Below are 25,852 nucleotides of genomic sequence, written 5' to 3'. Positions count from 1 at the left end.
GTGGCTTACTTACCACTGGCGATAAAACCCACAAACTGATCACCGCACAACCAGCCAAACTTCTTTTTTGATGGTTTTGACGTTTTTTCAATCAAACAAACCACTTAGGGGTTTACAAGGTTTCTAACCCTATATATTATGCGCCTCAACAACGGAGAGATGGCTGAGTGGTTGAAAGCACCGGTCTTGAAAACCGGCATACGTTAATAGCGTATCTAGGGTTCAAATCCCTATCTCTCCGCCACATTCTAAAAAGCCGCTGATTTTTTTCAGCGGCTTTTTTCGTTTTTCTCTAGTCATTAGCGACGGCTACTTAGGAAAAACTTGCGCCTTGTTCCAAACTGCCTCCCCTACCCCAAGCATACTTTTTGTGACATTGAGTCTGTTTATGCTCGCTCATCAAATCTGTAATAATTAGAATTGTTTGTATCGAATTTCTGGCGATTGACCGCGTTTTATTACGATAACTGTATTTTTTATAAAATATTAACGAAAGGCAGCACAATGCACCGTACAATCCTATGAATATTGGGCAATTTTCAGTTAGGTCTTCTCTTTAGCGTTTAACTTACAACTCATCTCTCCTTATGAATTAATTGATGAAATACTCAATGAAAACCTATCAGTTTTCCTTTCTTTTCAATTTTTTAAGCGCGACTAATGGCAAATTCATCATTAACTTACTACACGTCTGGCCTGTTCGTATTCGAACTCAATCAATTTTAAAAAATCCTCGATTTTTAAGATAGATAGCGCCTGAAGTACTGGACGTGTTCGCAGTTCCAAAAATAAAAAACTCCGTTTTTTATCCGATATTTCCTGCTCGATTTTTATATTAAGGTGAAAAAGTACCTACTGCTTATCAATCAAGCGGTTATTACTGCGTTTGCTGATTTTCAATAGGTACGTAGCAGTGGTGCTCATACCTGAATATTCTCATTTGTAATGCGCTCAGGGGTAATTTTTGCCGAGCAATAAAATGGAAGAAATGAGGCTTAATTTAGCGGTTACTGATACCCACTTTGCACAACTGAACTTACTTAATTGTTCCTCTGGAGACAAAATGCAAAAGAAATTTTTGACTGTACTCATCTCTTCGTTGTTGGGAGCGCAAATCGTTAGCCTGCCCGATGTCTATGCCATGCCGTTACCTGTAGCGGCTTCAGATACCACCGAAGCGATCACCAGTTTTACTCGGTCACCGCGAGAGTTTTTAAATCAGCACACAGTTGATGTGATTGAACTAGTGAAAAACGGCGGCTTGCCGACACAAGGCAACGTCAGGCTGGAACCTGCCACTGGAGGATTCAAACTTAGATATTCAGAATCCACTGGCGCAGACACAACCAGCGCCTATTTCCTTGGGTTTAATGGTCGTTCTAATCCTGTTCCAGCGTATGTGGACATTCCTAAGAATGCCACTGAGGGAACACTCATGCTCACCGGCTCTTTAACCGGGTGTTCCGTGGTCGTGACCGAGCTAAATGACACCCACTACCGTGTTTTTCATGACGGCCGTGTGGGAAGCTCTGTTCTCTACGACAACGTCGTGATGTCGGTCGATTATGCCGATTACGAAGGCAAAAAATCCACCGAACAAATCGCCGGAGCTTACTTGATTGTCAAAGATGGCGAATGGCAGTTAATGCTTCAGAAACAAAAACAGATCCTCGACGACAAAGGCAACTTCACGTGGGTTAAACGAACTGGAAAAGAAGGAGAAGCGGTGATTCAGCGACCTCAAGTTCCTGATGATCAAGCCCGCATTCACACCTTTAACCAAGAACGCATTAACGCGCAGAACCACCTCATTCAAGATGCGAAAAGACTTGGCATAAAAGTGACGAGAGTCCCGCAGGACGGCGCTTACACAAAAGACAGCACAGTCAAAGTGGATGAAAACCCTGCACTCACGGAGTGGGAAGCGTTCAGAAACCAGTTGAGAGAAGAAGTGAAAAAAGAACTCGCGCCTGCCATTCAACAAAAAGACGCATTGTTCGCACAACTTCGAGGCGCTACAGGGACGCAAAAGCAAGAGATTGAGAAAAAGCTTGAATTGATAAACACCACCAAAGCCTATTACGAAGAAGAGTTTCTGGGCAGTATCGAAAAAAGTGTCGATACCGACCGTCTATGGATATGGCTTGAGAAAAAGAAGCTGGAAGGCATAGATGCTATCGTTGGGATCGACGTCAATTTGAAAACCAATCCTAATCAGCGTCTCATCGAAAAATTCAATACACAAAAGCGGGTTTTTGAAAATCTTAAGGGTCAACGAGGTGAACGTTACCAGTTTGGTGTGGCCAACCATACGACTGTTGAGCTTCCGGTTCCCATTGGCGACATGACTTCTTTGAACATGATAGATTTACTGCTGGACGACACTCAGCCTCTGGACCTCAGACAAAAAGGGGCGCTGGTCAAGCACATAGAAAACAAATTCCGCGACGAGACGAGAAATATCGCGTTGAATCAAGCGGCGAAGGTGAGTGAGTACATGACCGCAAGCGGCGCCAAAGTTACTCAGCTTCTCCCACAAGATTTTGTATTATCTTGTGGTCCGGGTCGCTGCTTACCACTCTCTCGTATCATGTCTACTGCCATTGCTCAGAATGGAGAGATGGGAGCGCGGGACTTTTCTTCGTCTTTGTATGATTCCGCCGCCAGCGCAGGCTCTTCCTCGGCTAACACTGTCTACCAAACGATTGGGGCTCTGCATGCCAATACCGACGCGAGATACGCCGAGAACGACATTGGCCGGCTGAACATCCGAGCGATTACGGACAATTTGGCGGCGACACCTCTGACTGACGGTGGAAGTAAATTCATGCTCATGAACACCGCTAGACACAGTATGCTTGTCGGCAAACAGATGTCAGAAGGACGTGATCGTTACTTCTTCTACGACCCGAACTTCGCGGTATTTAACTTCGATTCCCCCAAAGCCATGCGCAACGCATTGAGAGCGCACTTACTTAAACATAAGTTTGCGCGTTATTACCAAGCAATGGGTATCGAGAAAAACCCGGAATTCGAGATGCGGGTAATCGATACGGATCAGATGGCTAGAGTTCGGCTTGCGACTGGCTTTGATGTCCAAGATTTGGCCCTCCCTTCTAAACGTGCTGCAAACATAAGCGCATCAAACAACGCTGCTCGGTTGGCATATACCAGTGACGCGGTATCAGCCGATCTTAAATTACAATCGGCACTGAGCGTACTGGAAGGCGCGAACTTAGCGCAAGGATTCTTAGAAGCAGCCGATGACTTATATCGAACCAACAACCTATCGCACGACTGGGTTCCCGTTTTCGAAAACATGAAACGCACGCAAGACGGCAACTATGCCATACCTCTGGTTCATGCCGAAGACAACCTGACAAGAGAGCTGATCACACCCGATGACCGAATCTGGAAGTTTAAACAGCACTTTGAAGAGTCACTGGGACGCCTAAAAGAAAACTACCGTTATAGCGAAGGTGAGCTGATCCGCCGCGCGAACATCAGCGACGTGGAGCATGTCGATGGGCTGAATGCAGCATTTGCCGTGCAAACCATACTCACGTGGTTCAACAATCACAGTCGTACCGCCGCCGCAAATGATTCACTGCCAAACGGGCTAAGCAAAGCACTTAAGGTTCATACCTACATCAACCTGACGCAAATTGCGCATGGTACCGTCATGGATGCCGCAAAGCTGGTCAGCCTATATCGTACTGCTCTGCAAGAAGGGCAAAGTGTCACCAAATCAACGCTTTCGGCAGTGAGCCATGTGGCTAACACCGCAGTCGGCATTGGTTTAGGGTTGGCCTCTGTAGTTCTGGATTCGTACGAACTGGCACACGCTCAGAATGAAGTTCAAAAAGCCGTTTTTGGTACCCAGCTAGCATTTGACTCTGCGTCGTTAGTCACCAGTGCCGTCGGCATAGGAGCAGGCATCGCTGGCGCAAGCACGGCCTCTGCGGTCATTGGGGGTGCGGGTGTCATTCTAGGCGGATTGGGTATTGGTTTCACCGCATTGGCGCAAGGTTTTGGAGAAGTGGCACAAAAAGCCCAAGGTGTAGGTCAATACTTTGCCTTGGTGGACACAGCCTATCGTGAAGGCGGTTATGCCCACGTGAACAAAACGTTAGGTGATGGTGCATCGTATCAGCTCCTTCAGCCTAAAGATGGCGCAGTGATCGCTCAGCTCGATTTAGAGTCGAAACAGATTACCTTCGACAGTCAGTACATTTACAGAACCCATCATGGAAGCACAGGTTCTGGGGCAATCAACTACTTCTTCTGGATAGGGGATCAACCCAGAATCGTCAGGAAGGAAGATCAAGCAATCAACGTTCGTGAGGGCATAGGATACGGGAACCACGCAACCCTCACCTCAACCGAAGGTGCACTTGTATTGCCTGCAACACCTAAATCTTACATTGGGTATTCAACATATACGGCATTGCCAGGTGCAACCACCCGACACGACGCAGGGTTCGATGTGATTCGTCGTTTAGAGGTTGATGGTCGATTCGACTTCGATTTCTATGCATTCCCGTCGGAGTTCATCCTTACCCGAATTACCCAGAAATACGTGAACACAGACGTCACTATCAACTTAGGCGCACAAAATCGTCAAATTCTAATGCGCAAACTGGGTAAAGAGCTAAAAGGCAAGCTGAACTATGTTCTGAAAGGCAAAGGTGGCGAATACCGAGTCAACCTTCAGCCAGGAGCAACACTGTCGCTTGAAGTCGAGCCTCAAACACAAGCCGGAACACGCTGGATCCTAGACGCTCGCCAGTTGCCAGCAAGTGACATTCAAGTCGCCAGTGATCACTTAACGGTTGGCGGCATCCGAGTCAATCTTCGCAGCGCCGACCTTGGGCAAATTTTGGTGATCGGTAATCGTGAGGAAGTATCCACGATAGACAGAGCCAATACAAAGGCGGTACTTTCATCAGAAAATGCCTCTCAATGGGCTAATGCGGATCAATTGCATCAGCATATTCAATCTGAAGTCGACAAACATCACCTTGAAAGTGACTTTGTCGCCGTAGAAAACTTTACGCCACAAGGTCAGCAACAAGCAGTAGGCCAAGCGTTCTATCAAGTTGATAAAAAGCGCTTTGTTTACACCCCTGCCCCAGCTCACGCGGACTTTCTCGCTCAGGCACAGCTGGTCGCAATAAACGGTGATCTCGCGTGGTTTAATAAGGGCAGTGAAGTCTGGTTGGTCGACGTGAATCAATCCACCATTCTCGCTCAGTACCGTGCCTTCGGCTGGGATCACGCTCAGGGCGCAACCACCAGCCGCGTTTGGCAAGAAAACCAGCGATTGTACTGGGCGGTAGAACAATCAACCCAGTCAGGTCAAAAAGCCACATGGACGTATGTGCTGGATGAACGCACTTTGCAGTTGGTGGATATCAATGGTGATACTGAGACCATTACAACACTGACGTCCGGCGGTTTGGGGAACGATATCCCTACGGGTCAGCTATTTAAAACCCAAAACACTGGTGTTGGTGGGCAAGTGGACTTAGGAGCGAATCAATGGATTGATGCAACCTTGGGAGAGGTGATTTCCATTTCGGCGACGCATCAGGATCAGAACCATCGATTCTGGGCATTGGAGGAACAAGCGGGTAAACGCGGTGTGGTGAAAGCCAATGTGACCAGTCACCCCAAAGACCTGATACTTGCGCTGGTGGAAAACCAAGGTAAAGCGAGTGAAAGTTACTACTTTTACTCTCATGATCAAAAAACCGTGTATCACCAGACAGGCAGAAACGAGGCGGCTACGGTGCTGAGTTTGCCGAGCTCCGTAGGTGGCGTTGAAAAAGTCGCCAACGACAAAGCCCACTTATTCGCGTTCGCGAAAGACAACACTCTGTGGCTCGCTGATAAAAAACCGCTACTCGCTGGTGTAACGGAAGAATGGGTTAAGGCAAACCGGACTCAACTTTTAGCTCGCTTGCATGATATTAGCGATACTCACGATGCAAAACTGAGCCAATTGGTGATATTGGGTGCCAAAGAAAGAGACATTAACAACACGCTTCAAGCCACCAGTATCTGGTACGACACGCAATCCGCACGTCTCATACAGGCGGGTAGAAACCTGGCTGGAAAGTCTTTAACTTTGCTTGGCCTGACCGCGGACCAAAAACACGCGTGGATCTTCAATCAAGATGACGCCAGTTTATATCGTCAGGCAGTGCTTGAGCACGATGGCATGCTAAACGAAGAGTTGGTTGTTCAGGTTCAAGCACCAGATGCCGATCTGTTCCCAACAATGGAAGGAAATATCCTTAAAGTTCGTCAGCAAGGAGAATCTATAGAGATCACCACCAAAGATGGCGTCATCGTTGAACTGAGCGCTAACGCAACTCGTGGAGACAAACCGATACTTCGTGGTGTAACAGAGCAATGGCAACAAGCACATCAGAATATTCCTGCGGGTATTCAGGCGATGAGTGGTATCTACGAGCAGCCACAACCCGTCCGATTGCTCGGTTTGGAAGCGTCTTGGTATCTGCCTAGCGAGGGGCAATTGATCACAGCCCCTAACTTGGACACGTCGCACGTCTTGAACTATCTAGGTCAAGGGAAAAGAGGAAACCATTACATTTACGACAGTGATGCTCAAAGCCTCTACAGCTCTGCGCCAAACGCGATCATCGATTCACTCAAGTCACTGGGTCAGTATGCCACTGCCGTGACCGAATCCGGCCACAGTTTGGTGCTTCAGGGAGCAAAAGGAACAACCAGTGGTGAGTTACCACAAATCACGGGTATCCATAATGTGGTTTGGAGCGGCAGCGCCGAAAATTACCATTATCGGATTGATCAAGATGCGCTCGGTCATTATGAGGAAATCGTGATTGTTCCTAGAGGAAACAATGGAAAACTCGACTTGCCATTCGCTAACGCAACCCGTGTGATTCTTCAACGCAGAGGCGATGCTTTGGCTCTTTACGATCCTCAGTCTAACACTGGCATTCTGATCCAAAATGCGGATCAAGCCGCGCAAAGAAACATGAGTATTGGAGGGAAGCGTCTTGAAGGTATCTTAAATCAAGTCGACCAACTCTCAGGGCAGGTCGGTTACGTTGTCAGTTATAGTGACGTCGTCACCTCGAACACCCCATAACCACTCAAAAGCCCGCCAAATCGGCGGGCTTAACACTCACTCAAATCACTAGCATCAGCTGATGCTTTAGCCGCTTCTTGTGCCTCTTCTATAACAAATTTAATAACATCAGCCAGCTTTTCTTTTTCAGTATGCGAGCACGCGTTTGGTAACTTATTTTTGCCCCATTTCTTGTTAGTGCTTTTACTAATTAATACCTTGTTAACCTGAATTTGCCCCACTCAAACTTATCCGATTGAGTTGATAAATCAGTATCCCGTGATTGCCCAGTCCAGAAAAGACGCAAACGGTGGGCTGGGTGCTACGCCATTAGGTTTTCAGCGCATCTGTGGTCGTGTTGGGAGTATATCTCAGACAGTACTCATCTACATTTCAGTTTTTATCACATAGTCATGCATCATTCGTTCTACACTATTTACGTGTCGCAACATATCAGCGTTCTTTAAGTAGAAATTGAACCTGTTCGCTTCCGTAGGAACTTTACAAGGAGTTGTCCCTGAGTCAACTGCCCACCTTTCTAGCAATGACCATGCAAATACGGCTTTTTCAACCACTACCAAGTCTTCATTGTTACCCATTCCAAACTCGATACGAATAGCTTCTTTTCCTTTATCATCGAGATTGGGGTGCAGACTCAATTGGATCGGGATCAGTGTATTCCACTCATTATCATCATTAACTGATGATAGTGACTCCTCGTTAGTATGCGTTATGTTTTCAAAACGCGAAAAATGGAAACTTTTGAATATTGAAAGATGAGGGTCTTCTTTAATATCTTTAGCTCGAAAAACCCAGTTTAAACCATCAAAGAAAACTGTAGAGGGCTCCAATGTGCGGATGTTACGATTATGACTATTAGCAGATATGTATTCTCCTACAACACGTTTTTTGTCTGTAATAGCCCTAGTAATTACAGCTACTGAATCTGGATCCAAATCGGTCTTCAAATCACAAGCTCGTTTATAATACGGGGATTCGTGATTATGTAGCTTATGGCGACAGAAACCTTCAAAATGCATTTCGAGGGCCTTACGGGCATCTATAGCAACCAAAGGGGAATAAGTATCGAGTTCGATCTGATGAGACTTCGGGTGAATATTATTTTGTTGAGTAAGCTGCTTATACTCATTAAGGTCTTTTGTTGCTAAAGGCTCAGATACACCAAATTCATCTACTATTTCTGTTCTATAAATTCTTCCACTAAATCTAACCTTAAAGTCGATAAACGCGAGTCGCACCGCTCTTGGTTGGTTACCGGTTTCTTCTATTAAGTCATTTATAGTGTACATTCTGTATGTCTCTTTCAGTTTATTGCGAACTAAATTTAACCATAGCATAGCAAAAAAAAGATCTTAATTATGAGTCTGATTAACAATAATTAGTCCTTTATAGTTAAAAAATTAATCCATCAAGATTAAAATTTTAACTTTTGGTTGATCGATGCTCAATTTTTATGGCATAGTAATATGTGTGGTCAATGCTAGATAGCCTTGCCCCAAGATACTTTATTTGAATTTGTAGGAGGATCGAATGGCAACTAACGGAAAAACAGGCGATAACCGTCGTCATGGTATGGTTCGCGAACGTTCACAAACTCAAACACCTTCGGGTCATTGGGTAAAGCGTGATGCGAATACAGGACGTTTTATGGGTGTGAAGCAAGATGGCACGCCATTCAAAGGCGTTCGCAAAGAAAAATAAAAGGGCACTTTCAGTAAAATACTAAAAGTGCCTTTTTACTAGTGAAGTGAAATGTAGTCGTCATTTGCGTGATCGATTACAAGACCCAACACTAAGAGGTCTCAGGTCTCTATAGAAACCCAATCGCTCGGTGAGAATTGCGATATTACCTTTCTATAGCATTCACTTCAATCGTTGAGTTCCCTCTTTGTTAAGAAGTATGGAGGAATCTCTCATGAGTATCCGACCAAAACTCGTTGATGTTTGCGCGTATGTCCGTCGCCGTTTCGGCCGACTCGAATACGTTTGTAAGCATAAACGTTCATACCCAAGATAAGTGACATCAATTTAGTTTGGCGGGGTTACCCGCCCTATAGAAAGGTACAATACCTATGTTAGATCTACTGACAGATCCAATCGTGCTTGCGGTTCTCATTGGCCCGATCGCTGGCATTGTTTGGACAAAAATACTTAACGCAGATTCTCGCAGGGGCGAGGGGCCGTCAAAGAGCCATGTTAAAGTCTCGAATAGCGGTACGATATCGGCTAGCGATGATAGTAATATCCAGATTGGCCATGGTAACAACGTTACCAATCACAACCATAATTACAACGGTGGTCAGCCCCCGAAGTCGCAAGGCGACGGTGAGGTGTTCATCTTTGGAGTACTAGGGGTAATCGCCGCTATTCTCTATATCCGCCATCGAGAGTGGGCTCTCGGATTTAGCCTATTATTCCTTCTTTTTAATGTCGCTTTCACTCTCGGATATTTTGAATCCAAGAACACAAAATTTATTAAGACCCTAGCCTATGGTGTTCTGTTTTACATTCTTTATTCCATCTATCAATCGCCCATAGCCCCTTACTACGTCAGTGTCGTTCAAGCGTTAAAGGGGCAAGGATTAAAAGCTTATATCGAGGCTATTCGCTTGGATTACCTCCCTTTCCAAATTATTTTAACTGCGATAACCCAAGCAGGGGCTTTGTTCCTTACGGTGTTCGCGTCTCATGCGATTCGAATAACATCTGCGGAGCAGAGGTTCCTAAACAATCTTCAAAAGATAGGTGTGATGGTCATAGCATTGGCAATGCCGCTGTATCTACTTAATTTTGATGCTGTGAACGCCCAGATCATCATCTTTATAGGAGAAGCAATATGAAGTCATTATGGATAGTCATGTTTTCTTTGCTTCTATCAGCTTGCTCGGCATCGATACCCAAAGAAGTAGTAGAGCTGTCCTACAAAGTGGATAAGGACATGACTCATGTGGAACAGGCTAATGTGGACTTAGTTCGTCTACATATCGCTGTCCTCAAAAAACAGCGCGAAGACTATCTATACAACGAATGGGGGCCTGCTTTGTTGGAAGACTGGATAGTTGAAGGAATGCTGATTGAAATGGCGCAGGGGAAAGTGGTTTATGACAATCAAGTCGAAGATTTTGTTGCCGTGGATAAACCCAATAGGCTCGCTCAGTTGAATGGTGTGAAAGAGTGGGCGCTTGTTGCGACTGATGAGATTGAGGCGAAGCGCCGTGAGCTCATAGTGCCATTGGAAAAAGCGGAGTCTGTGATGGTTGATAAGAGAAAAATACTTGTCTCTGTTAACAGACCTCAGGGCTGGGAGTAAACCTCTACAACAGGTGCAGGAAGAAGAGATAGGCTGGTGGGCGACTTACATTCAATATACGTAGGTTCACCAAGCACTAATTTCAAGGCATATACAAAAGCCCAGGATGCCTTGCAGAAAAAAGAGGATATGACTTTCTCAGATGCTGAGATAAACGCTTTTCTGCCAAGCGAGTTAAAAAGAGGTTAGTCAAGAACTGTGGCTTGTTACTTTGGCTAAGACAGAATGCGCATAGTTGTAGAGACTTAGGTAAATGGCTCTCTATATTGGAAGTTTTACAACTGTAGTTGATAAAGAAATTTGGCTAATTGCACGTAGGCTGGCCGCATATTTGCAATACTTGGAATAATCCGAAAAATTAGATTACCCCAAAAGTCGTAACTCATAAATGCCCAAAACCAAATCAAGAAGCCGCTAGACCCAGCGGCTTTTTCACCCTCCCCTCTAGGATTTCTCCCCCATTTCAGGCACTTTAGAGTTATATCAATAATAACGTCTGCCTCAATAAGGAAATTCTTTGGACTTCGAGCTCGATAACTTCAATGGCATCATCCTTTCTGCCGAAACTGTTCCTAATAGCAATGCCGCGTTTGCCAGTGAGCTGCGCGAGGTGCTTGGCTATGCCACAGATAACCGCAAAAACCTGATTTGGTTAACCCTACCCATTGAGCAATCTCACCTTATTGGCGAAGCGACAGCGCAGGGTTTTACCTTTCACAACTGTGAAGAACGCACGATCACCCTGATTCACAAACCTAAGCCTGATACTTTTGTGCCCTTTATTCCTACCCACACCGTGGGCGCTGGTGCTCTGATCCAAAACGACCAGCAAGAGATTTTGCTGATCAAAGAACACGGCATGAAGGGTTACAAACTGCCTGGCGGGCATGTGGAACTGGGTGAGCCTATTGGAGAATCAGTGGTGCGAGAGGTGTGGGAAGAAACAGGGGTGACGGCAGAATTTGAGTCCATTTTGGGTATTACTACTAAGCACCCGTTTCAGTTTGGTAAGTCCAATATGTACATCATCTGCAAACTGACGGCGACGGATGAAACCATCAACATTCAGGATGTCGATGAAATTGCCGAAGCGAAATGGGTTCCGGTGAATGAGTTTTTACAAGACGAAATCAGCTATCCGTTTAATCGCCAAATGGTCGGCGCACTCCTCAATCAAGACGGATTGGCACTGGTGGAATTGACAGGCAATACTGGCAGGCACAAAAAACAAGAGACTTTCTTTGCTCAAACCAGCAGTGCGGTTCATCCACCGCTCACGCTGAATGCCGAGCCAGCATTGAATCTGATGCCTGTTTTACAACAATTGTTTCTCCGTGAAGCCCAAGGGGAGCTGGTTGAACAGTCCGAAATCAATGCCGATGCTCTGAACAGTGAACCATTCCAAAACTGGCTTGAATCCAAGCGTGGTTTAACGAACCAAGATGTGGCGAATACCCGCTGGATAAAAACCTGCACGGGCGGCTACATTACCGAAGTGATGTTTCATGAAAACGGCACGTTAGACGAGTTTCGATTGTTCGACCGTTTCCAAACCCAAGGCACATGGCGGCTGGAACATGGGTTATTGGAAGTCGGCATTACCAAGGGCGATAACACCTATCAGTTCACCATTGTCGGCAATCAAGACCACAATATTCATTCTGCGATTGAGCACAAAAACGGCGAGCTGCATTCCTACTTGAAGTTTGCTCAGGTGAAATAAGGCGAGGCGAAATAGCGGGCGCTTACTCGGCAAATAGCGGATCTTCATCCAGCACGCGCTTTTTGTATTGATTGGGGGTAATGCCAAACATGCCTTTGAAGGTTTTAATGTAGGAAGAGTCGTTCTCATACCCGATTTGGCTCGCTACTGCTTGGATAGACAGATCGTTATCCAGCAGCGCAAGGGAGTGCACCATTCGGATATGCTGACGCCATAAGGCAAACGACATGCTGAATTCGCTGGCGAACAAGCGAGACAAAGTTCTTTCCGACGCGCCCACTTCTTCCCCCCACTCTGCCAGTGTCTGGTTTTGCGCTGGCGTTTCGTTTAAGCGTTCAAATATGGTTTTAAGCCGCCTGTCACGAGGCAACATCGTTTTAAACTGAAAGGGTTCCCCTAGGGAAAATTGGTCGTTTAATACCGCAACCAAATTGCGCAGTATGCCGTCTGATTCTGGTTTCTCACAAAAACGCTCTATCTCAAGCAGCAAGTGGCGCAAAAACGGAGAAAGCGACACCGCCTGAACCTCGGTTGGGCATTTTATGTCTGGTTCTGAATACCCTGGGTTTAGCCGCGCAGGATTGAGGTAAATACCAATAAACTGGGTGTCGCTGAGCGCTACGGATTCGTGCTCTACCCCTGCTGGCACAAACAAAATCGAGGTGTGTGGAACCAAAAATCGAGCGTGTTCGGTTTGGGTTTGCAGTAAGCCTTTTAGCGGAAAAATTACCTGATGCCAGTCGTGCCCATGCCACGCATCCACGTAACCTTTTTCCATCGAGATGCGTTTGAACAGTGCCACGCTATGCTGCCGAACCTTTATGACTTGGTTAATGGAAACGTCTTGTCGGGTTGGCGTCATCATGTGTCTGGCTATCCTTATCGGCTTTGGTCTTCCACCACTAAGATTGTTCTGTAACTTAAAGGAGACAATCTATGAACGTGCATTTTATCATCCACGAATATTTTGAAAGTGAAGGCTACTTCGGAACGTGGGCCAAAGACAACCAATTTACCACCCATTATTCCAAGCTTTACCTTGGCGACGCGCTGCCCACGAACAGTGACGCGTTCGACTTATTGGTGGTGCTTGGTGGCCCTCAAAACCCCGCGACCACAACTCAAGAATGCGCCCATTTTGATGCCAACAAAGAGCGTTCGCTTATCCTGCACACTGTTGAATCGGGCAAGCCTGTGGTAGGTGTATGCTTAGGGGCGCAGTTAATTGGCGAAGCGTTAGGAGGAAAACATCAAACCAGCCCAGAACCCGAAATCGGCAGTTTCCCAATTCAACTCACCCCAGAAGGCATTAAAGACCCTTTATTTGCTGGCTTTAGCCTAGAAGAACAGGTCGGGCACTGGCATGGCGATATGCCGGGGCTGACTGCCGATGCAAAAGTGCTTGCTGCGAGCCAAGGTTGCCCAAGGCAAATCGTTCGCTATGGCGATCTGGTGTATGGGTTTCAATGCCATCTGGAATTTGTGCCAGAACAGTTCGAAGCGCTGATTGAAAACAGCCAACAAGATCTGAATACGTTGAAAGGCAAACCGTTTGTGCAATCCCCAAGCGAGATCAAAGCCATGCTCACTCAACATATGAATGCCTTACTCGGGCAGTTCTTAGATGGGCTTGTCGCCATGTATCAAGCAACGAAAGCGTAGCGAGGCTGATCCCTCATTGAGCCCATAACAGTAACACTCTGACACCACAGCAGTGCGAGGCGCCCGTACTTCTGATGGTCTTACTTTGGTGCTCCGTAAAGCCGATATCTCCAATCTTCGAGTTTTCCGGTCGATAAGCGACGTTCCACCAGCTTTCTCCATGAATCCACCAAAGGAGCATTCAATAGTGACTGAAGGGTTTGTTCTTCCATACAGCCTGTAAAAATCAAACCAGTGACTTTAGACAGCGGCCATTCCGGAAAAGGACGTTCCGTTAAGTAGATGTCGTCACCTGCTTCGATATGACCTTCTCGCAAAATCCGAAAATAACAACCTGTCCATAACGTTTCTTGCAGCAAAAGAGACATATCAGGGCGGTCAAAGCGGACATTCAGCTTCCAGCACGGCATTCTTCCTTGAGAAACTTCTACCAAGCATTCACCAATTTGGTAAATGTCGCCTAAGCAGATGGTGTCTTCATCCAGCCCTTTTGTACTTAAATTCTCTCCAAACGCCCCAATTTGATGGAACCTAGGCGCATCACCGAGTTTGGCTACCCAGCGTTCGTAATGTTCGCTGGCATAGGCGTGAAGCGCTTTTTCCACGCCGCCGTGATAACGTTTGTCGGCTTGTTCGTCGCCTTCTATCCCCAGCTCGTTCACCCAGTAGCGGCCTTCAACCGGATGTTTGTCGATTCCGCTGCTGACCCCTTCTGCAATCGAGCTGACTTTACCCATCAACAACGATGTGACGGTTCCTACTTTGCGCATGGCTTTTCCCTCCATCCATTTTTCCAGAGCTACAGAGTGGAATTACATCAACCCTAGCGGCTGAAACACCGGATTGATCGCCAATACCTCAAGGCGTGAACTCGTGCTTTTTAAGAGGCGCTCCTCACTGTCGGACACAAATACCTGCCGTTCAAACCCTTCTGAAATAGGGAAACCCGCCAGTGCTATTGCGAGCTTTTCTTTACAGCCAGCCTCGCTTAACGCTTCGATTTGAATGGAAAAAAGCGCTGTGTTGTTTTGGGAAATGTCCACGCGATATCTCATTGCTTCTCCTATTTCTGACCAAGAAACCGTTGTGCACTTTGGGCGGAACCGACGGTTAAGAATTCTCTTAGTAAGTTATTGCTCAATATTTAATATTAGGATACGTTATTCACCAATAGTGTACAACTAGCGATTTTAGGAAACGCGTGAACATTTTTTAGCCAATAAGAAACACAGGAATTTGTGAGGTGGAATTGAGATGGGAAAGGTATACAGTTTCTCGGCGGGGCCGGCGATGCTGCCAAGTGATGTGTTGGTAAAAGCACAAAGCGAATTGTTGGATTGGCATCATACGGGCATGTCTGTAATGGAGTTCAGCCACCAAAGTGATGAGTTTACAGGTATCAGGGAAGAGACCGAAGCGAGGCTGCGGGCATTGATGTCGATTCCCGACGACTACCATGTGCTGTTTTCTCACGGCGGTGGCAGCGGTCAGTTCTCGGCTGTGCCATTGAATTTGATCGACCAGCGTGAATCGGCGAGCAAACAAAGAGCCGACTTTTTGGTGTATGGGCACTGGGCAAGCGGTGCTTACGAAGAAGCGAGAAAGTTCTGCCTGCCTCGCAAGCTGGATGTTACCTGTATTCGAGAAGGTAAGCATGCCATTTCCCCAGAGCAAGACTGGCACATCGACTCGAGCGCCCAGTTTGTGTTTGTCTGCCCTAATGAAACCGTCAATGGTATGGAATATCACGCACTGCCTGAAACGAAGTTGCCGATTGTGGCGGACATGTCATCTTCCATTCTCTCTCGCCCTATCGATGTTTCCCGTTACGGTTTAATTTACGCCGGTACTCAGAAGAACATTGGCCCTTCTGGGTTGGCGATCACTATTGTCAGAAAGGATTTGATCCGAGCGGATCGCCACAACATTCCTAAAATTCTAGATTATCGCCGTCAGGTAGAGCAGCAATCGATGGCAAATACGCCGCCTACGTTTGCTTGGTATTTATGTGGAGAAGTGCTGAAGTGGGTGGAACAACAAGGTGGCGTGTCGGCACTGTTTGCGCGAAATCAGGCAAAAGCCAGCACCTTATACCGATGTATTGATGAATCCGACTTGTACATCAATGACATTCACCCAGATTACCGTTCAATCATGAACGTGACGTTTCGGATTACCTGCCCCAAAACGGAACAACGGTTTTTAGATCGCGCTCATCAGGCGGGGCTGAAAGGATTGAAGGGGCATAAAGTGACCGGAGGCATTCGCGCCTCCATCTATAACGCGATGCCTTATGAAGGTGTGGAGGCGTTAATCCATTTTATGAAAGCGTTCGAAATAGAGCACACGCAGCGTGTGCACTCTGCGGTTAGTTCGACAAGTACCCCAACTGCTTAGAGATGTCTCGCGCTGCATTGCTGATCAAATCTAGGCTGCTTTGTTCTACGGTTTCAGAGCTGTCAAAACCAATAAGGATTAGGCTGGCTGCAATTTGCCCGACGGCGTCAAAAATAGGGGCGGCGACGGCTTTAGCACCGGGGATCACAGGGTTTACCTCTTCTCGAACCGAGACAAAATCGGCTTTAATCTGCTCGCAGCTTTCAGTAAAAGCTTGCCAATGCTGTGAATTGTCGCCCAGTTCATTCTTGGCGAGAACTTCAAATGCCGATACCGGCAGATTGGCTGCGAAGCAACGCCCAACCGCGCTGCTGGTGACAGGGGCGTAAAAGCCGATTTTGAAATTCACCGACACAGGTGAAGGGTGATCGAGAAAACGAACAATCATTGGGCCGTGGGGTGTCCAAACTGCCAATGCCGCCGCTTGCTGGCTGCTTTGCCTTAGTGCATGAAGAAACGGTTCACAGGTTTGAATGATGTCGGTTCTACCAAGGATTTTTGCGCCCAGTTCCAGCAACTTAGAACCATGAAGGTAATTCCCCGCATCGTCTTGCACCACTACGCCAACTCTTAGCAAGCTCGCCAGATATTTGTGCAGTTTGCTTTTGGACATCTCCAACTGCCCTGCGGCATCGCTCAGCGAAATGGCGTGTTTTTGATCGGCAAAAAAATCGATGATGTCGAACGCTTGCTCAACGGACTGAATGCCTTGGTTTTTCTTTTCCATAGTGTGTCTTCTGGGCGTACTCGAAAGAAGGATTGGACGAGGTACATACTACCGCGAGATGGGCGTTTTACAACGCTGAGTGTAAAGGCAAGAGCAAACAAAAGCCTCGGCATTCACCGAGGCACCGGAACATTGGTTTACGCCTCAAGCCAGTTTTTAGATTCGTTTTCCCCTTGAACATAGCTGCCAAGGTGAGTGCTGAAGCGTTTGTTGAGGGCATCTTCAATGAGTGAGTTTTTCAATTCCGCTGGATAAACTCTTAGGTTTTTAATGGTATCCAGCCTTACCCACTCGACATCTTGAATGTATTCCTGATCGTTAAGACCTATCAGGTTTTCCTTACTTGGTTCTCCCTCATAACTCTCTATCAAGTAAAAAAACTCGGCGTGATAACGTAATGGGTGCTGCTCTTGAAACTCTCGCACACAAATCAAATCACCCACTTTAACTCGCAAGTTTGTCTCTTCTCGAAACTCTCTGCGCAACGCGTCTTTGGTGGTGGAATCTTCATTTTCCATTCCTCCACCGGGTGGGATCCAATACACCCCAGTGTGGTCTTTCACTCTCACTAGGAGAATCTTGTCATCTTCGATAAGAATGCCTGCAGCTCGGATTCTGTGTTCCATCAATCATCCTTAAACACGCTAATGGCGGCTTGAATAAGCAGCCTGTGAATGGGAACCAAGTCCTGATGCTCGGTTCGGTAACCGCCGCCCACTACGGAGGCAATGGGAATACCGGCATTTTTTGCTATTGAAAACATATAGTGATCACGTTGATAAATGCCTTCTGTGCTCACCAATAAATAGCCTAGTTCATCATCGGTATGAATATCTACGCCTGCGTCATAAATGATCAAATCCGGCTGGTGAATATTGATCGCCATCTCAACCACTTGCTTAAAACTTGAAAGAAATTCCTCGTCTCCGATTTCACGGGCAAGTGGCACGTCCATATCCGATGTTGGTTTTCTGGCTGGGAAGTTTTTCGCACAATGAAATGACAGCGTAATAATATCGCTTCTATCTTCACATAGGGTTGCCGTGCCATCGCCGTGGTGAACGTCGGCATCGATTATCAAAACTTTATCAATGTGTTCGTGGCTCAGTGCTTCATGCGCTGCCAAAACCAAATCGTTGATCAGGCAAAAGCCGCTGCCAAAATCTTTGTGTGCGTGATGGTATCCACCACTCAAATGCAGCGCGATACCGTGTTCAATCGCTTGCTTTGCCGTTTCTACCGTGCCCCCTGCCGAAGTTAGGGTTCGGGTGATCAGTTGTTCACTCCAAGGAAATCCGATGCGACGCATTTTTGCTGCAGGCATTTCTCCGGAAAATAACAACCGAATGTATTCTTCATCGTGCACCGCCACCACTTGGTCTACGTTAAGCGCGCATGGTTCCACAAACGCTAACACCTCACGCCACTGCGCATCGTGTTCACGCGTTTGAACCACGTTTTCGTACAACCTGCGGTATTTGGTGATCGGGTATCGATGTTTCGGTGGAAGAGAGAGCTCTGAATAGATCGGGTGATAAATAACCGGAATCATTAATAAATCGTTGTGAAGATGTTTGGAAGAAGTATATACCTTAGCCCACTCTAGTTACTAGGTTCTATAGACGCAAAACTTGCAGTATACACCGCTCCCATTAAGGATAATAATTCTCATTTACAAGAAATAAAGAATCCACTATCGTCTACGTCTTGTCACTTTCTATGGAATGGATATGAACAAAAATCTGATGCTTATCTCAGGCACACTCTTTGGTGCGCTCGCTGCCATGATTTTATTCGCTTTGATTTGCTTTAGCAGTTGGCTTGCCGTTACTCTTCTTATTTCGTGAAAAACGTTGGGATAAACTCATGCCACATGTCGTTATTACAGGCGCAAACCGAGGAATCGGTCTGGCGCTCGTCAAACATTACTTACTCCAAAGCTGGACTGTTACGGCTACTTACCGTAGCGCAAAGAATTCCGCAGAGCTTATCGCGCTTGCTCAAAATGAAACGGCGTTGACGGCGGTTGAGCTCGATGTCACCGACTACCCTACTGTGAATCAATTTGCCCAGAGCTCGTTTATCAAGAACTCTTGCGCTCAGAACTCGTTTACCAAGAACGTAGGAAGCGTGGATTTATTGATCAACAATGCGGGTTACTACGGTCCTAAAGGGTATGGGTTTGGCAATACCGATGTGGAAGAGTGGCGAAAGGTGTTCGAAATCAACAGTATTGCCCCACTTAAGTTGGTGGAAGCGTTCTTTGAGAATCTTAACTCTGGTCAGGGAAAAACCGTGGCATGTATTTCGTCTAAAGTGGGCAGCATGGCAGAAAATACCTCTGGCGGCGGCTATCTATATCGCTCATCCAAAGCGGCGGTGAACTCTGTTGCGAAAAGCCTGCATAACGATCTTCACCCACATGGTTTCCATGTTGTTGCTCTTCACCCTGGGTGGGTGCAAACGGAAATGGGCGGGCCAAATGCGCTTATTTCAACGGAAGAGTCTGCAAAGGGGCTTTACGACGTTATCGAATCTATTGATGCAGAAAAAAGTGGTGGGTTCTACGACTACCAAGGTAATACGATTCCTTGGTGATTTACCCTAGCCAGCGCTTTAAGTGCTGAACCAACTTTTGCGGTCCTTCTGAAAGCTGGCGACCGAGCCGCGTAATTAAGTGCACCTCTCCTTGTTGTAATATGGGGTGCGCGATGGGTATCGCAACCAACTGACCGTCTGCAACTTCTCTTGCCACTACAAACTCCGGCAACAAGGTAACCCCCATTCCAGAACGCACGAAGTGCTTAAGCACCGCAATTGAGTCGGTGGTTAGTTTGGGGTGGAATCGGATTCGTTGCTGAAATTCCGCCATACCAATTAACTGACGTACACCATAGTCCACATCCTGTAGACCTATTGGGTACTCAAGCAAAGTTTCTAAGGTGACGGGAGTATCCACCGTTGTAAGTGGATGGTCGGGGGGAACAATCGCGCAAATGGGCTTAAGCACAATACTTTGAGAACGTATATTGGGGTGTTTGCTTGGGTGAAATAACAACCCAATGTGCACTTCATCTTGCTCGACTTTGCGAATCACATCGTTCGAACCGCCCAAGGTGACGGAAAAGGTAAGCTCGGGATACTGAGCCTGAAATTGAGGTAAAGGTCCCGACATCAAATCGCCAATAAACCCTTCTCCAACAGCCAACTTTATATGGCCGCTTTGTAAACCATGGAGCGACTCTAAACTGGTTAGGCACGCTTCTTGGTTTGATATGGATTCGCGGTAATATTTTAGGACAATACCCCCAGCATCGGTTGTTGCAACGCCTTTACGGTGGCGCTCTATCAGCACGCAGCCGAGCTCTTCTTCCAGCATTGAAATCTGACGGCTCACCGCGGAAGGAGCAACATTGAGCTTGTCTGCCGCAGCACGAATCGTCCCTAACATCACGGCTTCATAAAAATACGCCACGCGCTTTTCGTTAATTGGGTTCAAACGGTTATTCCGGTTTCAATTGAGCGTGTACAAGCTCAACCCAATAGCTTGCCCCAAGCGAAAGGATGTCGTCATTAAAATCGTAATGTGGGTTGTGCAATTCTGCGCTTTCTTCGCCCACACCGTTACCGACCCATATGTACGCACCTGGCTTTTCCTGCAACATAAAAGCAAAATCCTCAGCGCCCATGCTAGGTGCCATGCAGTGCTTCACGTTTTCTGCCCCGACCAAAGATTCTGCGACCTTTGAACACCTTTCGGCATACTCTGGCACATTGATAGTTGGTGGATACATACGGCGATAGTCGACTTCTCCATTCGCACCATAGGCTTCACAAATGTGATGAACTTGAGTGCGAATGCGGGATTCCAGTAGCTCTTGCACCTCGGGTGAGAAAGCTCGGCAAGTGCCAGATAGCGTTACACTGTCTGGGATGACGTTGTAGGCTTCTCCCCCTTGCATCTTAGTGATGCTTACTACACCCGACTCCAACGAGCTAAGTGTACGTCCGACAATACTTTGTAGTGATGAGATAAGCTGGCCGGCAATCACCACAGGATCAACACCAAGATGTGGCATCGCCGCATGGCAGCCTTTACCGGTAATGGAGATATCGAATAAATCCATGGAAGCCATCACAGCGCTGCTATGGACGGCAAATTTTCCTTTTTCTAGCCCAGGCCAATTGTGCATGCCGTACACCGCATCCACGGGAAACTGTTCAAACAAGCCCTGTTCGACCATGGCTTGACCGCCCGCTTCCCCTTCTTCTGCTGGCTGAAATATCAAAACGACCGTGCCCGCGAAATCTCGGTTTTCAGATAAGTATTTCGCGGCACCGAGTAGCATGGCTGTGTGACCATCGTGACCACAGGCATGCATTTTTCCTTTGCGTTTTGAGCAATAATCAACGTCATTGAGTTCGGTTAGGTTTAAAGCATCCATGTCTGCTCTTAGCCCTATTGCTTTTGATTCATTTACTTCTGAATCATTCGCTTGTGAACTCGCTAACTTTCCTTTTACTGTTGCAACAACCCCAGTTCCCGCTAAACCGCGGTGTACGTCAAGACCAAAGCTTTCCAGCAATGCTGCGACTTTTTCTGACGTTCTGTGTTCTTCGTACGCGGTTTCAGGGTGAGCGTGTATGTCACGCCTCCACGCCTGCATGTCTTGCTGTAAATCCTCTCCAATGGGCAATTCTAACTTCATATTTACTTCGCCCCTTCTGGGTAGATTTCAATGATTGTGTTGCCTGCGTAGTGGGCAGGAATTCTGACCCCGCCTTCTTCTGTTTGGACGTAATCCACACCATTTTTGTTCAAATGTTTTTTCGCTTTATCCATCGAGGTGGTACTCACCCGAATCGCGACGCCAGTGGGGAGTTCTTGCTCATCTATGAGCAAATCGATACCAGAGAACCGAGCGCGTGCAATGTCCGGAGACACGACTTCAAATATTCCTCTGTCGGTTTGCACCTTCAAGTAGCCCTCTTGCAAATCCGCGGCTGCTTCACCATAAATACCGCTGAACCGCGCTTCGAGATCACTTGGGTCATGCGCAATGTACGTTACGCAGGTAATGCCATTTGCGCCATTAGGGTGGTTCATCCAATCTTCTACCCACACCAGCTCTGGTTTGTGCTGATGGCAGAAAAAATGCGAAATAGAGGGCGTTTCAGAATTGATCAGCATGACCAATGAAACAACCGCTTCTTCTTCCGAGCCGTCGGGGCGATGCGCTACACGCCTAAAATCGACTATCCCGTTGTTCTCAACGCCACGTTCCTCCATCAACTGATGGTCTTGGCGAGCATCTTCACTGTGCAAGGCAACCAAAGAGATCCCTTCACGTCTTTCTATCGAATTACTGATGAATCGACCAAACGCAAAACCGCGTTCGTTTTTCATATCCAACGTGCTGCGATCGTAAATGCTGATCACTTCAATGAAGTTTTCAGGAAACATCAACAAGTGGTTATCTGTTCCCCAAGGGTGGTGATGCCTTGGGTTGATAAAGAATCCTAGCCTAGCGAAATCTTCACAGGCTTTGTCCATGTCTTTCACAGCAACCAGAGGGTGATCGATCCCTAGGTGATTGTTGCTCATTATTGGTTCCTTGGATGACCGATCGGCGTAGAGAACGAACTCGCCACCGTTGTATTGGCTTCAACAGGTTTTACAACTACCGCGCCACCTGCCACTTTGGCATTTTCACCCACTTCGATGTTCCCGAATATCACCGCGCCTGCGCCAATAAACGCGCCTTTTCGGATTTTAGGGTGTCTGTCGCCCTGCCCTTTACCTGTGCCACCCAAGGTGACGCTTTGGAATATGGTTACGTCGTCTTCAACTACCGCCGTTTCACCGATTACGATACCAACTGCGTGATCAAGAAAAATACCGCTGCCAATTTGTGCGGCTGGGTGGATATCAATACCAAACACGCTAGCCACTTTCGCTTGAATATAGAGCGCCATAGGCTGCATGTTGTTGTGCCAGCAGTAATGGGCAAATCGGTAACACTGCAATGCTTGGTAACCACCAAAGTAGAGTAGCGGTGTGGAATGGTCTTTAATGCTGGCATTGCTTTCTAATTGGCAAAGCAAATCTTGCATCGCTGACTTGGCGATGTCACCAGATCGCAATAATTGTTCGCTTAAAAAGTCGTGCCATTTTTCTGCACCGCTTTGTTCATCCTTGAGTTTTTCCGCTAGAACAGAACAAAGTGCGTCATTGAAGCTGCGTCTTTCAAGGATGTGTCTTTGATAAAAGCCCGCGAGCAATGGCATTTGCTGCATCACTTCGAACGCTTCTCCTTGAATGGATTGCCACAGGCGCGCTTTGTCTATTGTTCTTTGGTAATCGTACATTTGCTTACTCCTTTGCTACTCTACCGAGTACCCGAATGCCATACTCGGTTCCTTTGCGGTTTCAACCCACACGCTTTTGGTCTGCGTGTATTCTTTTAATCCATCGTATCCGCTAGAACGTCCATACCCGCTGTCTCCGAACCCACCAAATGGCGACATCACATTGATTGCCTTATAACTGTTGACCCAAAAGGTGCCAGCGTTAACCTGCGATGCCATGCGGTGTGCGAGACCCACATCTTTTGTCCACACTGCCCCCGCTAACCCAAACTTGGTGTCATTCGCGATAGAAACCGCTTGTTCTTCATCATCAAACGGTATAACGGACACCACAGGACCAAATATCTCTTGCTGTGCGACGGACATATCATTGTTTACATTAGCTAAAATTGTCGGAGAATAAAAATATCCTTGCTCTCCACCTGCAATATTTGCGTGGTTGCCACCAGCTGCGACTTCAGCACCGCCTGCAATTCCTTCCTGAACCAAGTTTTGAATATGAGAAAACTGCGGTTGATTGTTAATAGGACCCACCATCGTGCTTTCTTCCCACGGCAACCCTTGGGTGATTTTCTTCGCGGCAGATGCAAGCCTTTCTACAACCTGATCATAGATGCCTTTTTGCACTAATAAGCGTGAACCCGATACACAACTTTGCCCTGCTGCGGAAAATACCGCCGCTTGAGCGCCAATCACAGCGCGGTCGATGTCGGCATCATCAAACACAATATTGGCAGACTTCCCCCCAAGTTCTAATACGCAAGGAATCACTCGCTGGGCCGCGGTAGAAGCAATAATGCTGCCCGTATTCGGTGAACCGACAAACACCACTTTCTTCGTCGCGTTATGCGCAATCGCGGCTGCGCCTGTTGTTTGCCCCAATCCATTGATGACGTTCACTAACCCTTTGGGAATACCTGCGCTTTCAATTAACTTCACGAGAACCGTTGTGCTTAATGGCGTTAGCTCGCTCGGTTTAATTAGGACAGCATTTCCTGCGCATATCGCAGGGGCGATCTGCCAACCGCCTGTAAAAATGGGGGCATTCCAAGGGGTAATTTGAGTCACTACGCCATAAGGTTCATGACGCGTATAGTTTAAATGGCTGGTCGGAACCGGAATCACATCGCCCGTTAGCTTGTCGCACCAACCTGCATAGTACTCAAACATTTCAGCGACTTTCGCCACTTCAACGCGGCAATCTCGAATTGGTTTTCCTGCTGAAATCGATTCTAACCAAGCGAGATCGTCTCCCGATTGTCGAATGGCATCACCACATTTCCACATGGCTCGCGCTCTTTCTGGTGCTGTTTTTTTCCACCAGCTTTTTTGCGCCGCAACCGCGGCTTCGGCGGCCTGATCAACCAACGATTCTCCTGCGTCTTTATAGCTAAGAAAACGCCCTGCTGTGGCTGGGTTGGTTAAAAAAAGCTCTTCTCCATCGCCTTCAACTAGACGGCCATTTACCCAACTTCCGAACGTGCTTGAGCCTAAAAGCGTGTTCAACAATGATTCAACTTGCTGTTCGCCATGGTTTTCGACATCCACTTTCATGAGTTTGCCTCCTTGCGCACGTAATCGACAATGCGATTAAAGTCTTCTGAGCCTGAAACGGTGTCTTTGCTGTCTGACCAAATCTGAGTGACATCTTCCGATACTGGAAGTGAGAGCTGGCATTCTTCTATAAGTTGTTTGGCTAACCCTAAATCTTTTCGCATCAACTGAGCAGTGAAACCGGAATCGAAGCTTTCATTCAGAACCCATCTAGGGAAATTCACCTCGCTGATCGCACTTCTTCCTGAGCCTGCATTGAGCCCATCAATCAGAAGCTCCGGATCCAACCCCGCTTTCACACCCAAGGTAATAGCTTCTGCTGTGGTGACCAAATGCGCTGCACACAGGAGGTTATTCACTAGCTTGGCAACATGCCCGCTACCCGATTTGCCAAGGTGCACGGTTTTTGCGCTCAACGCATTCAAAAATGGCGTTGCTCTTGTGAGTGCTTCTGGCGCACCTCCCACCAAAATCACCATGGTCCCCGCAGAAGCGCCTGCCGCACCGCCACTGAGTGGGCAGTCCAGCATTTGGTGCCCAAGCCTGTTAAGTTTTTCGGCTAAACAGCGGGTAACATCGGGCTCCGATGTGGTGGTGTCCATAATTAATGTGTTGGGTTTGGCGTGCTCGATAATGCCGCCTTCCCCTTCGATAACGGATTGCACGTGTTTTGCTGTGGGTAGAGAGAGAAGAATGTTGTCGACTGCAAGGCAAAGGGATTCAGTATCCGGCACCACCTTAACGCCTAGTGATTCAGCGGCTTGCTGCTGCTCTAAAGAAGGGTCCAGCCCATAAACCATAAACCCTTCGCGAAGGAGTGTCGTCGCCATGCCATGCCCCATACTGCCTAACCCGACAATACCGATGGCTTGCTGCGTTTTTGTGTTTTGATTTTTCGTCTGTTGCTCTTTCATTTCGTCACATTCCATTAACACTCAATAGAGTCATAGTAGACAAAGATAAGAAAGT

General features: G+C 47.2%; 21 protein-coding genes, 1 tRNA gene and 2 pseudogenes. 10 read left to right on the top strand and 14 right to left on the bottom strand.

Annotated features, from left to right (window positions below; all coding sequences use genetic code 11):
• Positions 1 to 153 precede the first annotated feature (153 nt).
• Both VPNCDNU1_RS19035 and VPNCDNU1_RS19030 read left to right on the top strand, forming a co-directional pair.
• Positions 154 to 244: transfer RNA gene (locus VPNCDNU1_RS19035), tRNA-Ser, on the top strand.
• A gap of 819 nt (positions 245 to 1,063) precedes the next feature.
• Positions 1,064 to 7,141: a TcdA/TcdB pore-forming domain-containing protein gene (locus VPNCDNU1_RS19030; RefSeq protein WP_167404836.1), complete on the top strand. Its 6,078-nt coding sequence runs from the start codon at positions 1,064 to 1,066 to the stop codon at positions 7,139 to 7,141.
• A gap of 29 nt (positions 7,142 to 7,170) precedes the next feature.
• Here the strand turns inward: VPNCDNU1_RS19030 and VPNCDNU1_RS19025 are convergent, their stop codons facing one another.
• Both VPNCDNU1_RS19025 and VPNCDNU1_RS19020 read right to left on the bottom strand, forming a co-directional pair.
• Complete coding sequence (locus tag VPNCDNU1_RS19025; RefSeq protein ID WP_104401788.1) at positions 7,171 to 7,362, bottom strand: hypothetical protein; 192 nt, start codon at positions 7,360 to 7,362, stop codon at positions 7,171 to 7,173.
• Positions 7,363 to 7,506: 144 nt separating this feature from the next.
• Positions 7,507 to 8,430 carry a WYL domain-containing protein gene (locus tag VPNCDNU1_RS19020; protein ID WP_104401787.1) on the bottom strand — a complete coding sequence of 308 codons (924 nt, stop codon included), beginning with the start codon at positions 8,428 to 8,430 and terminating at the stop codon, positions 7,507 to 7,509.
• 241 nt (positions 8,431 to 8,671) lie between these two features.
• Between VPNCDNU1_RS19020 and VPNCDNU1_RS28855 the strand changes: the two genes are divergently transcribed.
• The 5 genes and pseudogenes from VPNCDNU1_RS28855 to VPNCDNU1_RS19000 all read left to right on the top strand — a co-directional run.
• The gene (locus tag VPNCDNU1_RS28855) at positions 8,672 to 8,842 is read left to right on the top strand and encodes a hypothetical protein (protein WP_022591530.1); all 171 of its coding nucleotides are present in this window, start codon (positions 8,672 to 8,674) and stop codon (positions 8,840 to 8,842) included.
• A gap of 371 nt (positions 8,843 to 9,213) precedes the next feature.
• Positions 9,214 to 9,981 (top strand): hypothetical protein, encoded by a 768-nt coding sequence (locus tag VPNCDNU1_RS19015; protein ID WP_104401786.1) that lies wholly within the window; start codon positions 9,214 to 9,216, stop codon positions 9,979 to 9,981.
• Entirely contained in the window at positions 9,978 to 10,451 is a 474-nt protein-coding gene (locus VPNCDNU1_RS19010) for a hypothetical protein (RefSeq protein WP_174715159.1), read from the top strand. Before VPNCDNU1_RS19015 ends, VPNCDNU1_RS19010 begins: the two co-directional genes overlap by 4 nt.
• Positions 10,399 to 10,640, top strand: a pseudogene (locus VPNCDNU1_RS29330) (hypothetical protein). Before VPNCDNU1_RS19010 ends, VPNCDNU1_RS29330 begins: the two are co-directional and overlap by 53 nt.
• A gap of 328 nt (positions 10,641 to 10,968) precedes the next feature.
• Positions 10,969 to 11,703, top strand: a pseudogene (locus tag VPNCDNU1_RS19000) (NUDIX domain-containing protein); the annotation flags it as partial.
• A gap of 493 nt (positions 11,704 to 12,196) precedes the next feature.
• Here VPNCDNU1_RS19000 and VPNCDNU1_RS18990 read toward each other — a convergent pair.
• Positions 12,197 to 13,036 (bottom strand): AraC family transcriptional regulator, encoded by an 840-nt coding sequence (locus VPNCDNU1_RS18990; RefSeq protein ID WP_104401862.1) that lies wholly within the window; start codon positions 13,034 to 13,036, stop codon positions 12,197 to 12,199.
• Between the two features lie 74 nt (positions 13,037 to 13,110).
• On the opposite strand from VPNCDNU1_RS18990, the gene VPNCDNU1_RS18985 reads away from it, so the two are divergent.
• Positions 13,111 to 13,836, top strand: a complete 726-nt coding sequence (locus VPNCDNU1_RS18985) for a glutamine amidotransferase-related protein (RefSeq protein ID WP_104401785.1) — start codon at positions 13,111 to 13,113, stop codon at positions 13,834 to 13,836.
• An 80-nt stretch (positions 13,837 to 13,916) separates the two neighbouring features.
• Here VPNCDNU1_RS18985 and VPNCDNU1_RS18980 read toward each other — a convergent pair whose 3' ends face one another.
• Both VPNCDNU1_RS18980 and VPNCDNU1_RS18975 read right to left on the bottom strand, forming a co-directional pair.
• A complete protein-coding gene (locus VPNCDNU1_RS18980) occupies positions 13,917 to 14,606 on the bottom strand; it encodes an MOSC domain-containing protein (RefSeq protein WP_104401861.1) in 690 nt (229 codons plus the stop codon).
• 42 nt (positions 14,607 to 14,648) lie between these two features.
• Entirely contained in the window at positions 14,649 to 14,891 is a 243-nt protein-coding gene (locus VPNCDNU1_RS18975; RefSeq protein ID WP_104401784.1) for a hypothetical protein, read from the bottom strand.
• Between the two features lie 199 nt (positions 14,892 to 15,090).
• On the opposite strand from VPNCDNU1_RS18975, the gene serC reads away from it, so the two are divergent.
• The gene (gene serC, locus VPNCDNU1_RS18970; protein ID WP_104401783.1) at positions 15,091 to 16,233 is read left to right on the top strand and encodes a 3-phosphoserine/phosphohydroxythreonine transaminase; all 1,143 of its coding nucleotides are present in this window, start codon (positions 15,091 to 15,093) and stop codon (positions 16,231 to 16,233) included.
• Here serC and VPNCDNU1_RS18965 read toward each other — a convergent pair.
• The 3 genes from VPNCDNU1_RS18965 to VPNCDNU1_RS18955 all read right to left on the bottom strand — a co-directional run bounded on the left by VPNCDNU1_RS18965 (position 16,205) and on the right by VPNCDNU1_RS18955 (position 18,512).
• A complete protein-coding gene (locus VPNCDNU1_RS18965) occupies positions 16,205 to 16,960 on the bottom strand; it encodes an IclR family transcriptional regulator (RefSeq protein ID WP_104401782.1) in 756 nt (251 codons plus the stop codon). The two genes, serC and VPNCDNU1_RS18965, sit on opposite strands and share 29 nt — an antisense overlap.
• Before the next feature lie 137 nt (positions 16,961 to 17,097).
• The gene (locus VPNCDNU1_RS18960; protein WP_104401781.1) at positions 17,098 to 17,586 is read right to left on the bottom strand and encodes an NUDIX domain-containing protein; all 489 of its coding nucleotides are present in this window, start codon (positions 17,584 to 17,586) and stop codon (positions 17,098 to 17,100) included.
• Positions 17,586 to 18,512 carry a histone deacetylase family protein gene (locus VPNCDNU1_RS18955; RefSeq protein WP_104401780.1) on the bottom strand — a complete coding sequence of 309 codons (927 nt, stop codon included), beginning with the start codon at positions 18,510 to 18,512 and terminating at the stop codon, positions 17,586 to 17,588. The genes VPNCDNU1_RS18960 and VPNCDNU1_RS18955 overlap by 1 nt, the downstream gene beginning before the upstream one ends.
• Positions 18,513 to 18,826: 314 nt before the next feature.
• Between VPNCDNU1_RS18955 and VPNCDNU1_RS18950 the strand changes: the two genes are divergently transcribed.
• Positions 18,827 to 19,558, top strand: a complete 732-nt coding sequence (locus tag VPNCDNU1_RS18950; protein WP_104401779.1) for an SDR family oxidoreductase — start codon at positions 18,827 to 18,829, stop codon at positions 19,556 to 19,558.
• Position 19,559: 1 nt separating this feature from the next.
• Here VPNCDNU1_RS18950 and VPNCDNU1_RS18945 read toward each other — a convergent pair whose 3' ends face one another.
• Genes VPNCDNU1_RS18945 through VPNCDNU1_RS18920 form a run of 6 tightly spaced genes read right to left on the bottom strand, consistent with a single transcriptional unit; the run spans position 19,560 to position 25,797 of the window.
• Positions 19,560 to 20,459: a LysR family transcriptional regulator gene (locus VPNCDNU1_RS18945; RefSeq protein ID WP_104401778.1), complete on the bottom strand. Its 900-nt coding sequence runs from the start codon at positions 20,457 to 20,459 to the stop codon at positions 19,560 to 19,562.
• A 4-nt stretch (positions 20,460 to 20,463) separates the two neighbouring features.
• Positions 20,464 to 21,669: a M20 aminoacylase family protein gene (locus tag VPNCDNU1_RS18940; RefSeq protein ID WP_104401777.1), complete on the bottom strand. Its 1,206-nt coding sequence runs from the start codon at positions 21,667 to 21,669 to the stop codon at positions 20,464 to 20,466.
• A gap of 2 nt (positions 21,670 to 21,671) precedes the next feature.
• Positions 21,672 to 22,565: a VOC family protein gene (locus VPNCDNU1_RS18935; protein WP_104401776.1), complete on the bottom strand. Its 894-nt coding sequence runs from the start codon at positions 22,563 to 22,565 to the stop codon at positions 21,672 to 21,674.
• Positions 22,565 to 23,329 carry a serine O-acetyltransferase gene (locus VPNCDNU1_RS18930; RefSeq protein WP_104401775.1) on the bottom strand — a complete coding sequence of 255 codons (765 nt, stop codon included), beginning with the start codon at positions 23,327 to 23,329 and terminating at the stop codon, positions 22,565 to 22,567. The genes VPNCDNU1_RS18935 and VPNCDNU1_RS18930 overlap by 1 nt, the downstream gene beginning before the upstream one ends.
• A 15-nt stretch (positions 23,330 to 23,344) precedes the next feature.
• Complete coding sequence (locus tag VPNCDNU1_RS18925; protein ID WP_104401774.1) at positions 23,345 to 24,883, bottom strand: aldehyde dehydrogenase family protein; 1,539 nt, start codon at positions 24,881 to 24,883, stop codon at positions 23,345 to 23,347.
• Complete coding sequence (locus VPNCDNU1_RS18920) at positions 24,880 to 25,797, bottom strand: NAD(P)-dependent oxidoreductase (protein ID WP_104401860.1); 918 nt, start codon at positions 25,795 to 25,797, stop codon at positions 24,880 to 24,882. Before VPNCDNU1_RS18920 ends, VPNCDNU1_RS18925 begins: the two co-directional genes overlap by 4 nt.
• Positions 25,798 to 25,852 lie beyond the last annotated feature (55 nt).

The sequence above is a fragment of the Vibrio penaeicida genome, from assembly GCF_002933855.1.
GTDB classification, from domain to species: domain Bacteria; phylum Pseudomonadota; class Gammaproteobacteria; order Enterobacterales; family Vibrionaceae; genus Vibrio; species Vibrio penaeicida_A.
The sequence above is the reverse complement of the archived record's forward strand: the minus strand, read 5'-3'. Positions and strand labels throughout refer to the sequence as shown.

Excerpts from the sequence above, each read along its gene's own strand:
- VPNCDNU1_RS19030 (WP_167404836.1), top strand. The coding sequence starts at position 1,064 with ATGCAAAAGAAATTTTTGACTGTACTCATCTCTTCGTTGTTGGGAGCG.
- VPNCDNU1_RS19020 (WP_104401787.1), bottom strand. The coding sequence starts at position 8,430 with ATGTACACTATAAATGACTTAATAGAAGAAACCGGTAACCAACCAAGA.
- VPNCDNU1_RS28855 (WP_022591530.1), top strand. The coding sequence starts at position 8,672 with ATGGCAACTAACGGAAAAACAGGCGATAACCGTCGTCATGGTATGGTT.
- VPNCDNU1_RS19015 (WP_104401786.1), top strand. The coding sequence starts at position 9,214 with ATGTTAGATCTACTGACAGATCCAATCGTGCTTGCGGTTCTCATTGGC.
- VPNCDNU1_RS19010 (WP_174715159.1), top strand. The coding sequence starts at position 9,978 with ATGAAGTCATTATGGATAGTCATGTTTTCTTTGCTTCTATCAGCTTGC.
- VPNCDNU1_RS18990 (WP_104401862.1), bottom strand. The coding sequence starts at position 13,036 with ATGACGCCAACCCGACAAGACGTTTCCATTAACCAAGTCATAAAGGTT.
- VPNCDNU1_RS18985 (WP_104401785.1), top strand. The coding sequence starts at position 13,111 with ATGAACGTGCATTTTATCATCCACGAATATTTTGAAAGTGAAGGCTAC.
- VPNCDNU1_RS18980 (WP_104401861.1), bottom strand. The coding sequence starts at position 14,606 with ATGCGCAAAGTAGGAACCGTCACATCGTTGTTGATGGGTAAAGTCAGC.
- VPNCDNU1_RS18975 (WP_104401784.1), bottom strand. The coding sequence starts at position 14,891 with ATGAGATATCGCGTGGACATTTCCCAAAACAACACAGCGCTTTTTTCC.
- serC (WP_104401783.1), top strand. The coding sequence starts at position 15,091 with ATGGGAAAGGTATACAGTTTCTCGGCGGGGCCGGCGATGCTGCCAAGT.
- VPNCDNU1_RS18965 (WP_104401782.1), bottom strand. The coding sequence starts at position 16,960 with ATGGAAAAGAAAAACCAAGGCATTCAGTCCGTTGAGCAAGCGTTCGAC.
- VPNCDNU1_RS18960 (WP_104401781.1), bottom strand. The coding sequence starts at position 17,586 with ATGGAACACAGAATCCGAGCTGCAGGCATTCTTATCGAAGATGACAAG.
- VPNCDNU1_RS18955 (WP_104401780.1), bottom strand. The coding sequence starts at position 18,512 with ATGATTCCGGTTATTTATCACCCGATCTATTCAGAGCTCTCTCTTCCA.
- VPNCDNU1_RS18950 (WP_104401779.1), top strand. The coding sequence starts at position 18,827 with ATGCCACATGTCGTTATTACAGGCGCAAACCGAGGAATCGGTCTGGCG.
- VPNCDNU1_RS18940 (WP_104401777.1), bottom strand. The coding sequence starts at position 21,669 with ATGAAGTTAGAATTGCCCATTGGAGAGGATTTACAGCAAGACATGCAG.
- VPNCDNU1_RS18935 (WP_104401776.1), bottom strand. The coding sequence starts at position 22,565 with ATGAGCAACAATCACCTAGGGATCGATCACCCTCTGGTTGCTGTGAAA.
- VPNCDNU1_RS18930 (WP_104401775.1), bottom strand. The coding sequence starts at position 23,329 with ATGTACGATTACCAAAGAACAATAGACAAAGCGCGCCTGTGGCAATCC.
- VPNCDNU1_RS18925 (WP_104401774.1), bottom strand. The coding sequence starts at position 24,883 with ATGAAAGTGGATGTCGAAAACCATGGCGAACAGCAAGTTGAATCATTG.
- VPNCDNU1_RS18920 (WP_104401860.1), bottom strand. The coding sequence starts at position 25,797 with ATGAAAGAGCAACAGACGAAAAATCAAAACACAAAAACGCAGCAAGCC.